The 11071-nt window shown below is 55.9% G+C and carries 14 protein-coding genes and 1 tRNA gene; 10 read left to right on the top strand and 5 right to left on the bottom strand.

All coding sequences use genetic code 11. The features are described from left to right. Nucleotides 1-157 precede the first annotated feature (157 nt). Entirely contained in the window at nt 158-1177 is a 1020-nt protein-coding gene (gene bchU, locus A3K90_RS02640; RefSeq protein WP_303681050.1) for a bacteriochlorophyllide d C-20 methyltransferase BchU, read from the bottom strand. Between the two features lie 212 nt (nt 1178-1389). Here bchU and A3K90_RS02635 point away from each other — a divergent pair, with 212 nt between their 5' ends. Next, nucleotides 1390-1590 carry a hypothetical protein gene (locus A3K90_RS02635; protein ID WP_303681049.1) on the top strand — a complete coding sequence of 67 codons (201 nt, stop codon included), beginning with the start codon at nt 1390-1392 and terminating at the stop codon, nt 1588-1590. Here the strand turns inward: A3K90_RS02635 and pgeF are convergent. After that, on the bottom strand, nt 1574-2371 hold the full coding sequence (pgeF, locus tag A3K90_RS02630) for a peptidoglycan editing factor PgeF (RefSeq protein WP_303681048.1): 798 nt from the start codon (nt 2369-2371) through the stop codon (nt 1574-1576). The two genes, A3K90_RS02635 and pgeF, sit on opposite strands and share 17 nt — an antisense overlap. 191 nt (nt 2372-2562) lie before the next feature. Between pgeF and A3K90_RS02625 the strand changes: the two genes are divergently transcribed. From A3K90_RS02625 to nadD, 9 genes are all read left to right on the top strand, one after another. Beyond that, nucleotides 2563-2820, top strand: a complete 258-nt coding sequence (locus A3K90_RS02625; RefSeq protein ID WP_303681047.1) for an AtpZ/AtpI family protein — start codon at nt 2563-2565, stop codon at nt 2818-2820. A gap of 18 nt (nt 2821-2838) precedes the next feature. Further along, nucleotides 2839-3225, top strand: coding sequence for a hypothetical protein (locus tag A3K90_RS02620; protein WP_303681045.1), 387 nt, complete (start codon nt 2839-2841; stop codon nt 3223-3225). After that, complete coding sequence (locus A3K90_RS02615) at nt 3222-4247, top strand: F0F1 ATP synthase subunit A (protein WP_303681044.1); 1026 nt, start codon at nt 3222-3224, stop codon at nt 4245-4247. The genes A3K90_RS02620 and A3K90_RS02615 overlap by 4 nt, the downstream gene beginning before the upstream one ends. Before the next feature lie 117 nt (nt 4248-4364). Then, nucleotides 4365-4592, top strand: coding sequence for an ATP synthase F0 subunit C (gene atpE / locus A3K90_RS02610; protein ID WP_011358809.1), 228 nt, complete (start codon nt 4365-4367; stop codon nt 4590-4592). 104 nt (nt 4593-4696) lie between these two features. Continuing rightward, entirely contained in the window at nt 4697-5224 is a 528-nt protein-coding gene (locus A3K90_RS02605) for a F0F1 ATP synthase subunit B (protein WP_303681041.1), read from the top strand. A gap of 13 nt (nt 5225-5237) precedes the next feature. After that, nucleotides 5238-5783: an ATP synthase F1 subunit delta gene (gene atpH / locus A3K90_RS02600; protein ID WP_303681040.1), complete on the top strand. Its 546-nt coding sequence runs from the start codon at nt 5238-5240 to the stop codon at nt 5781-5783. Nucleotides 5784-5891: 108 nt separating this feature from the next. Beyond that, nucleotides 5892-5964: transfer RNA gene (locus tag A3K90_RS02595), tRNA-Ala, on the top strand. 70 nt (nt 5965-6034) lie between these two features. Further along, complete coding sequence (locus A3K90_RS02590) at nt 6035-6955, top strand: outer membrane protein assembly factor BamD (protein ID WP_303681039.1); 921 nt, start codon at nt 6035-6037, stop codon at nt 6953-6955. An 11-nt stretch (nt 6956-6966) separates the two neighbouring features. Further along, nucleotides 6967-7551, top strand: coding sequence for a nicotinate (nicotinamide) nucleotide adenylyltransferase (gene nadD, locus A3K90_RS02585; protein WP_303681038.1), 585 nt, complete (start codon nt 6967-6969; stop codon nt 7549-7551). Between the two features lie 20 nt (nt 7552-7571). On the opposite strand, the gene argS is transcribed toward nadD, so the two are convergent. Genes argS through trpS form a run of 3 tightly spaced genes read right to left on the bottom strand, consistent with a single transcriptional unit; the run spans nt 7572 to nt 10968 of the window. Then, on the bottom strand, nt 7572-9230 hold the full coding sequence (gene argS / locus A3K90_RS02580; RefSeq protein ID WP_303681037.1) for an arginine--tRNA ligase: 1659 nt from the start codon (nt 9228-9230) through the stop codon (nt 7572-7574). A gap of 8 nt (nt 9231-9238) precedes the next feature. Further along, on the bottom strand, nt 9239-9940 hold the full coding sequence (locus tag A3K90_RS02575; protein WP_303681036.1) for an HAD family phosphatase: 702 nt from the start codon (nt 9938-9940) through the stop codon (nt 9239-9241). Beyond that, nucleotides 9940-10968, bottom strand: coding sequence for a tryptophan--tRNA ligase (gene trpS, locus A3K90_RS02570; protein WP_303681035.1), 1029 nt, complete (start codon nt 10966-10968; stop codon nt 9940-9942). The genes A3K90_RS02575 and trpS overlap by 1 nt, the downstream gene beginning before the upstream one ends. Between the last annotated feature and the right edge of the window lie 103 nt (nt 10969-11071).

The raw sequence follows: 11071 nt of genomic DNA, 5'->3' as shown, positions 1-11071 counted from the left end.
AGCCTCACTTGGCCGGCAGCAGGCGGCATGCTGATTCTGCCGTGCCTGTTTCAGTGTAAAGAGAAAGCCTTCTTCCCTGCACTACGGGAAGAAGGCTTTTCTTGTTTGCATCCGGGGCGACGCCGGCAAAGGGCTGCGCCCTCCTGTCGCCGGCGTCTCAGGCGGGCTTGACTGCTTCGCAGAGCAGGTGGTCGTATTTGCGGACCATGCGCACATCGGTGAAGCCGATCGACTCGAGGATCTGGCGGTAGGCCTCCTGTGACTTGAAGCCGAGCACGGAGAACGGCATGCCGGCGCCGAGGATGTAGTGGCTCAGGTAGTCGAAGTTGGGGTTCTCCTGGTCATCGACGATCATGTCGAGGATCAGGACTTTTCCTCCGGCTGGAACGGCGTCATATGCCTTCCTGCACATCATTTCGGTGAGCTGTTCGTTTGCTGAATAGAGGATTCTGCAGAACATCACGGCATCGGCTGCCGGATAGGCATCCTTGTAGATGTCCACGGCAGCTCCGCGGAGCCGTCCCCCGACGCCCTGTGCTACGGCATTCTCATCGACCAGGCCGATGGCGCCGGGAAGGTTGAGGATGGTAGATTCAAGCTGCGGATGCTTTTTTAAAAGGGCAGCGGAGATGTCTCCGATGCCGCCGCCGACGTCGACGAGGGTTTTGGTGCCTTCAAGGCGGGCCTCTTCAAGCAGGAGCTTGATTGCGAAGTGCGCATTGCTGCGGTGGATTTCCTCGAAATACCAGTTGTCTTCCCTGGTGACGGGCGGATATGGGACTTCGCCTTTGAAGTTGAGATTGCCCTTGACTGCATCAGCCATTTTCAGATAGAAGCTGTCGGCAAGGTGCGCCATGGCTTTGGCAACCGGAACCATATACATGTTGGGCTGATTGGCGGCGGGGACGAACATGGCTCTTGCCATCGGGGTGAGGTCCCATTGGCCGGCGTTTTCAGTGGTAACGCCGATCTGGCGGAGTGCTTCCAGGAGCATGCCGAGCCTCGGGGGGACAGCACCGGCTTCTGTGGCCAGGGTTGCGGTGTCTTTTTCTCCATCCGCAAGAAGGGAGAAAAGATCGAGTTCCAGGGCGGCCTTGAAACATCCGAATTCCACTAGGCCCTTGAAAATCAGCTCGTTGGCCCTGTGGTTTTGTTTCAGTAGCTCAATGTCGTTCATGGTGGCAGTTACGCTTATGGTTTTATAGAAGGCAAAAGCCGGGGGCAAATGCCGGACAGATTAAAACTTAAATTTAGCCTAAATGCTTTTACGAAACAACTGTGCGGAGTTCGGCACATGTGTTATAATTAAAGAGTGGACAGTCTTCCCGGAGCGCTCGGTGAGCTGAGGGGAGAAGCCAAATCCGAACATGTGACAAGAGGAGGTGAACGATGCTGCCAACCCTTTCTGCATTGACCCAGTCCCAGATCGAGGAAGTACGGAGCCTGGAGCGGGAGCTCGGAAAGACGATTCTTTCATTCTCAGGATGTGATGTATCTCCTGAGGTGCTGACTCCGGGTGAGCTTGAGAAAATCCGTGAACTTGAAGACAGGATCGGCACCATGCTGGTCGCCGTCAAGGGCGACGGCTGACGGGTCTGATACCGATCACAGCAGCCATCCTGCCAGTCCGGCCGTTGTCCCGCCGGTAGGAGAAGAACATTCCTTCGTCCCTGAAGGAGCAGTAGGGAGCACGTTCTATTCGCTCTTCGTCCACTCCTGCCTGCAGGAGCTGCATGCGGTTTGCCGCGCCAAGGTCCAGAAGGCGTTTGCCTTCAGCTCCCGGCATACTGCATTTCTCTGGAAATGCCGCGGCCGCGGCCACTTCCGCTCCCACCTCGTAATCGTCTCCGCTGATGCCTGTGCCAATCCATGCTTCGCAGGATTCCGGCCGTGAGCCGAATGCCTCCCCCATCGCATGAAGGGTTTTTCCGACTATTCCTGCGGCGGTTCCCTGCCATCCGGCGTGTGCTGCGCCGATGGCGCGCTGTTCTGGGTCGTAGATGAGCACCGGCAGGCAGTCAGCGGTGAAGATGCAGAGCCAGAGGTTTTCAGTGTCTGTGATGAATGCGTCGTAACCGCTATGGTGTCCGGGCTCGCGTGCATGGAGCACCTCCGTGCCGTGAACCTGCAGGGACCCGACGGTTCTTGATGCATCGAAGCCCGCCGCTTTGGCCAGGATAAGCATGTTCTCGCGTACCCGCCGAGGATCGTCCAGGGTGTTTTCGCCGAGGTTAAGGGAGTTCCAGGGGTCGGGGCTCAGGCCGCCATGGCGCGTGCTCTGCAGCGCAAGGATGTCTCCACCCCTGCCGAAGGTTCCGGGGGTGATGAATGGTGCATTGCCGTCATGGCGGCGAAGTTCGTCCTGTTCCATTGTTCAGTAGTACGTTACCTGGGGATTTCGTACCGGATGCTCGCCGGCCTTTGGGTGGAAAATAGCATTTTCCTGCGACGGGAACCTCCTTTCGCCTAATATCAGTACAGAGAGCTTCACGATGTCGGGCAAGAGTGTTATCTTCATGGACAGAAGAGAGCTACCTTGAGCAACCAGAGGGAGGTCGGCCGATGCGGAAGGAGGACGATGAGCGATTCCCGGACTATTTCGGCCGTTCCGTTCGGGCATTGTCGGACTATCTGGGTATAGGTCTGCAGATAGCCGTGAGCTTTGCCCTGTTCGTGCTGCTCGGATACTGGGCCGACCTGAAGCTCGGCTCTTCACCCGTCCTTCTCCTGCTCGGAGTCCTTCTCGGCATGGCCGGCATGTCGCTTGTGCTATGGAAGGTACTCCGTGAGGCCAACCGCAAAGGGAGGCGCCCCCGTTAACCCGAACCAGCTCCAGAGATGAAACCATTGTTTGATTTTCTATTAAAGTTATGTATCTTGTCCGTCATTTTATGGGGGGTAATAGCCTACGGGCTTGCGCCCGGCAGTGTGGATCTCAGCTCGGTGTTCATCGCCTGGGTCATGATTGTAACCAACACCCTCGCCGGCTACCTGCTCTTTGAGTACGCGTTTGATCGTGAGTCGCAGGTGTTCACCAAGGTGGTGTTCGGCGGTCTCGTCATCAGGCTTCTCGTCCTGATGGTCCTCGTCGCCCTCGTCATCCTTAGGGATCTGGCGGTCATCAACGATTTCGTGCTCTCGTTTTTCGCTTTTTACTGTATTTATGTGATTGTCGAAATCCTCGGCTACCAACGGAAGAACAAACAGAAAAAGAACGCTGCATGAAACGGATCAAACTCATTCAGGTCAAAGGTTTTTTCAGGATCATGGCGCTTCTTGCGCCGCTACTGCTGAATGCATACCTGCCCGTGCAGGCATCCGAAGAGCATGGCGCACCTGTTTCCACCGTGGCAGCGGTGAATGCTGAGGTCGCAGTCGATCCGGCTCTGGAACCCGTTCACGCTGAGGCCACCGGGCACGAAGAGGAGAAGGCCGGTGATGTGATCATGCACCACATCCTCAACTCTCACAGTTTCTCCTTCGAGCCTTTCGGCACCGTCCACCTTCCCGCGCTGCCTCCGTTTTTCGGTATTGACATCTCCATCACGAAGCACGTCGTAATGCTCTGGATCGTGTCAGCCATTCTTCTCGTTCTCTTCTCCTTCGTCGGAGCAGCCTACCGTAAGATCACTCCGAGGACTGCGCCTTCCGGCGTGGCAAACACCATGGAGGCGCTCGTCGAGTTCATCCGTCTTGATGTGGCCAAATCAAACATCGGTCATGGCTATGAGAAGCATCTGCCGTATCTCCTCACGGTGTTCATGTTCATCCTGCTCTGCAACCTTCTCGGTCTCGTCCCCTACGGAGCAACGGCCACCGGCAACATCAACGTCACCCTGACCCTCGCTGTCTTCACGTTCTTCATCACCCAGGCCGCTTCCCTCAAGGCCCACGGGCTGAAAGGTTACCTTGTCCACCTGACGGCAGGTACCCACTGGGCGCTCTGGATCATCATGATTCCGATCGAAGTGATCGGCCTCTTCACCAAGCCGTTTGCGCTCACCGTCCGTCTGTTTGCCAACATGACGGCTGGCCATATCGTCATTCTCAGCCTGATCTTCATCAGCTTCATCCTGAAGAGCTATGTTGTCGCGGCTGCAGTATCGGTCCCCTTTTCAATCTTCATCTACCTGCTTGAGATTTTCGTGGCGTTCCTGCAGGCTTTCATCTTCACCATGCTTTCGGCGCTCTTCATCGGGCTTGCCACGGTGCATGAGGGCGGTGAGGCCGAAGCTGCACACCACTGAAAAGATGTCTGGATTATTGGGGAATAAGTAGTATTTTTCGGCTTTTCATCAACAGGTTCAATACTGCTAGTCAGCGTTAGCGAACAACTTAAAACAACAAACGGAGGTAATTACAAGATGGAAGGAATTGGATTGGGTTATTTGGGCGCAGGTCTCGGCGCCGGCCTTGCAGTCATCGGCGCAGGCCTTGGTATCGGTAACATCGCAGCTTCTGCGGCAGAGGGTACCGCCCGCCAGCCTGAGGCAACTTCCGATATCCGTACCACAATGATCATCGCAGCTGCTCTTATCGAGGGTGTTGCGCTGTTCGGTGAGGTTATCTGTGTGCTTCTCGCTCTTAAGTAAGCTTTTTCAAGCCTACGAGAGCCAAGCAGAAGTCATCCCGATTGCGGCAGGGTCAGCCTCGGCCGCAATCGGATTTTATCAACCGTTAACGGTAAACATTGTCCATGCTTACGTCGGGAAACATCCTACTTGCCGGCAGTCTTCTGAGCCCTGAACCCGGTTTGATTTTCTGGACGACCATCACTTTCGTCCTCGTGCTCATCATCTTGAAGAAGATAGCCTGGGGGCCGATCATCAGTGCTCTGGAAGAGCGCGAGAAAGGGATCCAGTCATCCATCGACCGTGCACACGGCGCGAAAGAAGAGTCTGAAGCAATCCTCCGCCAGAACAGGGAGTTGCTTGCGAAAGCCGATGCAGAAGCCGACAGGGTCATCCGCGAAGGCAGGGAGTATGCCGAAAAGATTCGTGCGGAGATCACTGAAAAGGCTCATCAGGAGTCACAGAAGATGATCGAAGCCGCAAAAAATGAAATTGAGCAGGAGAAGCGCCGTGCGCTTGCCGAGCTCCGCAACGAAGTTGCAGATCTTGCCGTCCGTGGCGCGGAGAAAATTATTCGCGGCGCGCTGGATGCAGATGTGCAGAAAAAGGTCGTGGACAGCATGATCCAGGATCTTTCCACCAATCGTAACTGAAAACGGGCCTGAAATGTCAAGTGTAATTGCAAGCCGCCGATACGCATATGCCCTTCTTAGCGCCGCAGACGAGGGAGGTTTCCTCGAGGAAGTGACGGCTGAGATGGATATGATCGGCGAAACCCTTGCCGGATCCCGCGACCTGGTCCGCGTGCTTGCAAGCCCGCTGATCAATGGCGACCGCAAGACACATATACTCGAAGAGATTTTCCGTGGACGGGTCGGAGACAGGATGATGCGTTTCCTGTCGCTTATCGCACGGAAGAAGCGTGCAGGAATTCTGCGCGGGATAGCTTCTGAATTCAAGGTGCTGCTCGATGAGAAGAACGGAGTGGTCAACGTGGATGTGACCAGCGCGACGGAGCTCAGCGGGGAGCAGGCAAAAGAACTGGCCAACGGACTTGCCGCATACACCGGCAAGAAGATCAGGGCCCGCATGGCTCTTGATGCTGAACTTATCGGCGGAGTATCTGTCAAGATCGGAGATACGATTCTTGACGGTAGCATCCGCCATCAGCTGCAGTTGCTCCGCCGGACCCTTTCGAACGAAGAGGCCTGAGACAGCCCGGGGGGGTCCCCGGGAAGCCGCAGCAGGCGGGATACGCATTCACAGCCTGCCTAGTGCAGGCTGTTGGCTTTTTATGAAGGCGCCATCCGGCGCCGTTCCGGGGCTTTAGCTCAGTTGGTAGAGCGTCTCGTTCGCAATGAGAAGGTCAGGGGTTCGACTCCCCTAAGCTCCACATCCAGCCCTGCATACTTTTACAATGACACGGGACCCTGTTCCGGACACAATTGCATAACGGAGTCACTATGGCGGTCAAGAGAATCCCGCAGGCTACATTTCTTTCAAGCATCCGTACTCTATCTGTTTTCTTCCTGGTCGCAGGCACACTTGCGCTTGCATCGTGCTCATCCAGCCGGCCGCAGATGAGCGCAGAGGAGCAGGTAAGCGTTGCCTACAAGAAGGCAGCCGAACTCTACGAGAAAAAGGAATACGAGAATGCGGCAGCGGCGCTTGAGCCACAGCTGTTCGCCTCCCGGGCAACTCCGCTTGAGGATGATGTACTCTTTCTTCTCGCACAGTCCTACTATGCATCTGAGCAGTACCTGCTTTCATCCGACATGTATGATCGGCTTCTGCAGCAGGTCCCCTCATCTCCCTACCGGGAGGCTTCTCGCTATATGCTGGCCAAGTCTTATGAGCAGCTCTCTCCCGGATACGAACTTGACCAGGAATATACCCGGAAGGCCATAGGGGCTTATTCAGAGTATCTGGCTGAATACGGAGTAAAGGATCCCGCTTCGAGTGCGCGCGATCTCGATACGTACAGCGAGCTTCTGAAGATCGACCCGTCCAGTGCCTCCTATCAGCGTGGATATGAGGCAGCAAAGCTTGCCATGGCCCGTCAGGACAGCGTTAAACACGCATCTGCTGCGATTCCGGTTCTGCACAACAAGCTCGGTGCTGCAACGTACTCCATTGCCACACAGTATGTGAAGCTTAAAAAGTACAAAGCGGCTGCAATCTACTTCGAGAAAGTGGTGCGAAACTACGGTGACACCCCCTGGATGAAAAAAGCCCAGGCCGGGCTTGTCGACGTTCTTGTGAAGCGCGGCAAGTGGTTCGATGCTCAGCGCGCGCTCGATGCCTATCTTCAGAGTTATCCCGAGGATCTTGAAGAGATGAAGGGTACGCGTGAGGTGATCATGCAGAACTTCAGCAATTCCTGACGGGGAGCCTTGTGCACCTTGCAGTATTCGGCGGGACCTTTGACCCGCCGCATAACGGTCATCTTGCTCTTGCGCTGTTTGCCAGAGAGCTTCTTCCTGCCGACCGAATCCTGATTTCCGTTTCAAACAATCCGCTTAAGTCCACGTGCGGCGCTTCCGACCGGCAGCGGTTAGCCATGGCGGAACTGCTTTCCCTTGAAGTCAACCGGACAGGCATGGACTCAGATGTGAGCGGTTGGGAGCTGCAGCAGCAGACCCCATCCTATACCGTCGATTTGCTCCGCCATATCCGCTCCTCTTATCCCGATGCCCACCTGACTCTCCTCATCGGAGAGGACAGTTATCTGGACTTTCCGCGATGGAGGGATCCAGAGGGCATATTTGCCCTTGCCGATGTGGCTGTGTTCAGGCGCAGAGGAGATGCAGGGCCTGATATGCTTGCTGAGGACAGCAGGGTGCGATGCATAGCATTCGAGGCCCCGGTATCCTCAACCATGGTGCGGGAGCTTGCCGCGGCCGGTAAGTCGCTGCGTGGGATTGTTCCGGAGTCTGTCATGCAGTACATCCTTTCCGAAGGGCTATACAGGGGGGCGTAGCCTCCCTGCTACGCCGGCAACTACATGGATTCCGGTGCAGAGATTCCAAGGATCCTGAAACCATTCTGGAGCACCTGGCGTACCGCAACCGCGAGAAAGAGCCTTGCCTCGGCAATTTCCGGTTCGGCCTTCAGGATCGGACATTCCTGGTAGAATCGGTGAAAGAGTTCGGCGATTGCGTGCATGTAGTCAACCATCTTCTGGGGCTCGAGCATCCTGAACGCCGAACGGGACACATCCCCGAAGTCCAGAATGCCGAATGCAAGCTGCAGCTCTTCGGGGGCCCTGAGACGCATCAGAATGCCGTGCTCAGGAAGTTTCGCAGCATCAAAGCCTATTTCACTCCATGCCAGCCGGAGGAGGCTGCAGATTCTGGCATGAGCGTAATGGAAATAGAATACCGGATTGTCCTTTGACTGCTTCTTTGCCAAATCAACGTCAAAGTTCAGGTGCGAGTCTTTGCTCCGCATGATGAAGAAGAGGCGTGTGGCGTCAGGGCCGACGTCATCGATGAGGTCGTCGAGCAGGTCGGCATTGCCTTTGCGGGTTGACATTTTGACGGTCTCGCCGTTCACTGTCGTCGTGACGAACTGGTTGATGGCGATTCTTACTTTCGTGGTGTCGTGGCCGAGGATCTTCAGCGCCTCGAGCACGTCCGGGTATTCGTCAATATGATCCGCACCGAAAACGTTGATGATCATGTCAAAGCCACGGGCATACTTGGTGAGGTGGTAGGCGATGTCCGGGAGGCGGTAGCTTGGTTCTCCTGAAGATTTGATGAGTACCTTGTCTTTCTCCTGGCCGAGCTTCGTCGTGAGGAACCAGGTCGCTCCGTCGTACTGCCCGATGAAACCGTTCTCCCTCAGGCGGTCAATCACTTGCTGGTTGGGCGATATGCCGTTCTGGTCCGCGGTGTAAAGGGTGTGCTCGTTGAAGAATGAATCATGAACAATGCCGAGTCTTCCGAGCGTTTTCTGTATCGAGCTGAAGATGATCGATTCTGCCTCGCTGCGAAACGGTTCGATGGACTCATCCTGAAGCAGCCCTTCACCGTGCTCGCTGTAGATCTTTTCGGCAATCTCCCCGATATAGAGGCCCTTGTAATGGGTGTCCGGGAAGTCAACGCTCCTGCCGCATAGTTCCAAATAGCGGTAACGTACCGATTCGCCGAGAATCTGCATCTGCCGGCCGGCATCGTTGAAATAGTATTCTCGGTTTACCCTGTATCCCTGTGCCTCTGCCAGATTGGCAATGCAGTCTCCGAGAACCCCGCCGCGTCCGCGCCCGATGGTGAGTGGTCCGGTAGGGTTTGCGCTTACGTATTCAACGATGGCGGTCTTTCCTGCACCTTCACTTCCCTTGCCGTATTCCACGCCATCCCTGAAAACCCTTTCAGCTGACTGCATGATGAACGCCGGTTCCATGAAAAAGTTGATGAACCCTGGTCCGGCTACCTCGATTTTTGTAACCGTTCCTTCCGGAAAGCCGAAGTGCCCGGTTAGCTCTTCGGCCAGCTGGCGGGGGTTGCGCTTCAGCTCCTTTGCCGCAAGAAAGGCAATGTTGGTGGCGTAGTCGCCGAATTTCGGCGAAGTGGGTTTTTCGATGATGATCGACTGGCCGGTCGTTACTGAGGCCGAGCGGAGGGCTTTTTGGATCTCTGCTACAAGGAATGAGTGCATCGCTGGTGTTAAGCTGGATTCGATTGATGCCGGTCGCCAGGGAGAGGCAGGAGCGTCAGGGGATCGAGGCCGGTGAAGTCGTCGATGACCCGGACCACATTGTCAAACCCGGCAAGTTCAGTGGCGCTGTTTGTTGTTGTGACGCCGACGGCAGCCATGCCGGCGCTTTTTGCGGCCTCAAGCCCGGGTAGTGCATCTTCGAAAACAACGCAGGACGAGGGATGGGCGCCGACAAGTTCTGCCGCGCGCAGAAAGATGTCCGGAGCGGGTTTGCCGTGGGGAACATCATCAGCGCATACGATGGCGCTGAATGCGTTTTCCAGTCCGAGCAGGCGGAGTACGAAGGCAATGTTCTTGGGCCCTGCACCGGTTCCGATGGCCAGTTTGATGCCATGGCTGCGGGCGGTATCAAGAAACCCGAGCAGGCCCTCCATCGGCGCTATAAGGTCACGCGACATGACGCGGTAGAGAAAGTCCTTCAGCTCGGTGAGTTTTTCAGCTTCCTCGGCACTGATGGCTGGATCAAGAAAATATCGGAGTACGTCATGGCCTTTCATGCCGGCGGTTTCCACCAGATAGCGCTGTGCGTCCATTCCCTCGAGACCGTAGTCGCGGAACAGCTGCACCCAGGATTCGGCATGATGGTGCATGTTGTCTGTCAGGACGCCGTCCATGTCGAAAATGAAGGCCTGTGTGGTAATGTGCGGCATCACTGTTCTCCAAGTTGCATTGCAGCGCGGACCTCCTGCATGGTTTCTTTGGCTATAGCCCGCGCTTTATTTTCCCCTTCAAGCAGGATCGATCGCACGAGCACAGGGTCTGCTTCATACTGTTTCCTCCTTTCGAGAATCGGGGCGAGCTCTTCGGAGATGGCTGTGGCGCACATCCGCTTGCAGTCGACGCAGCCGAGCGCTCCCGAGCGGCAGTCCGCTTCGATGCTGCAGAGCAGTTCGGGGCTGCTGAAGCGGCTGTGATAACTGAAGACGGAGCATACTTCAGGGCGTCCGGGATCGTTCTTTCTCTGCTTCTGTGTGTCGGTCACGGCGTTGCGCATCTTTTTCTGGACCTCTTCGGGTCCGTCCGAAAGCAGGATGGTGTTTCCGAGCGACTTTGACATCTTCGCCCTGCCGTCGAGACCGACGAGGCGCGAGAATTTAGTGATTTTCGGCTCAGGCTCCAGAAATACCTCGCCTTTCGTGGGATGCGGGTAGTGGTTGTTGAATTTTCTGGCAATCTCTCTGGTAATCTCGACATGCGGAATCTGGTCTTCTCCGACGGGAACGACGCTCCCCTTGTAGAGGAGGATGTCGGCGGCCTGCAGTACCGGATAGCCGAGGTGCCCGTAAGTGAGTGATTCCATCTGCAGGTCGCGGACCTGCTCCTTCAGGGTCGGGTTCCGCTCCAGGCGGGCCGAGGTGATGAGCATCGAGAAGATAAGGAAGAGCTCAGCATGCTCTTTGACCTGCGATTGACGGAAGACCGGGCTTTTTTCCGGATCAACGCCTGCCGCGAGCCAGTCGGTGAGCATGTCGATGGTGTGGCTGTAGATCTCGCTGGTGTCGAGCGAAGTGGTCAGGCTGTGGTAGTCGGCGATGAGGAAGCAGGTCTCATAGAGCCTTGAGCCGTCAGGGGCCATGAGGTTCTGCTGTTCAATCCAGTTTTCAAGCGCTCCCGTGTAGTGGCCGAGGTGCAGCTTTCCGGTCGGCCGCATCCCGCTCAAAATCCTTTGTGTTCCCATAAAATGAATGTTGCCGCGACGGGCGGCAGTGCGCCTCGAGGAGGCTTGGTGGTGAAATTCAAAGAAGTTATAACAGTTCCAATAAAGATAAAAGGGCTATGTT

It is taken from the genome of Pelodictyon luteolum, assembly GCF_001622165.1.
GTDB lineage: Bacteria > Bacteroidota > Chlorobiia > Chlorobiales > Chlorobiaceae > Chlorobium > Chlorobium luteolum_B.
Note: the sequence above shows the minus strand (reverse complement) of the source record. Positions and strands in the feature narration are given on the sequence as shown.

What these genes read in the sequence shown, in the direction of transcription:
- bchU (WP_303681050.1), bottom strand. Translation starts at nt 1,177, where the DNA reads ATGAACGACATTGAGCTACTGAAACAAAACCACAGGGCCAACGAGCTG.
- A3K90_RS02635 (WP_303681049.1), top strand. Translation starts at nt 1,390, where the DNA reads ATGCTGCCAACCCTTTCTGCATTGACCCAGTCCCAGATCGAGGAAGTA.
- pgeF (WP_303681048.1), bottom strand. Translation starts at nt 2,371, where the DNA reads ATGGAACAGGACGAACTTCGCCGCCATGACGGCAATGCACCATTCATC.
- A3K90_RS02625 (WP_303681047.1), top strand. Translation starts at nt 2,563, where the DNA reads ATGCGGAAGGAGGACGATGAGCGATTCCCGGACTATTTCGGCCGTTCC.
- A3K90_RS02620 (WP_303681045.1), top strand. Translation starts at nt 2,839, where the DNA reads ATGAAACCATTGTTTGATTTTCTATTAAAGTTATGTATCTTGTCCGTC.
- A3K90_RS02615 (WP_303681044.1), top strand. Translation starts at nt 3,222, where the DNA reads ATGAAACGGATCAAACTCATTCAGGTCAAAGGTTTTTTCAGGATCATG.
- atpE (WP_011358809.1), top strand. Translation starts at nt 4,365, where the DNA reads ATGGAAGGAATTGGATTGGGTTATTTGGGCGCAGGTCTCGGCGCCGGC.
- A3K90_RS02605 (WP_303681041.1), top strand. Translation starts at nt 4,697, where the DNA reads ATGCTTACGTCGGGAAACATCCTACTTGCCGGCAGTCTTCTGAGCCCT.
- atpH (WP_303681040.1), top strand. Translation starts at nt 5,238, where the DNA reads ATGTCAAGTGTAATTGCAAGCCGCCGATACGCATATGCCCTTCTTAGC.
- A3K90_RS02590 (WP_303681039.1), top strand. Translation starts at nt 6,035, where the DNA reads ATGGCGGTCAAGAGAATCCCGCAGGCTACATTTCTTTCAAGCATCCGT.
- argS (WP_303681037.1), bottom strand. Translation starts at nt 9,230, where the DNA reads ATGCACTCATTCCTTGTAGCAGAGATCCAAAAAGCCCTCCGCTCGGCC.
- A3K90_RS02575 (WP_303681036.1), bottom strand. Translation starts at nt 9,940, where the DNA reads ATGCCGCACATTACCACACAGGCCTTCATTTTCGACATGGACGGCGTC.
- trpS (WP_303681035.1), bottom strand. Translation starts at nt 10,968, where the DNA reads ATGGGAACACAAAGGATTTTGAGCGGGATGCGGCCGACCGGAAAGCTG.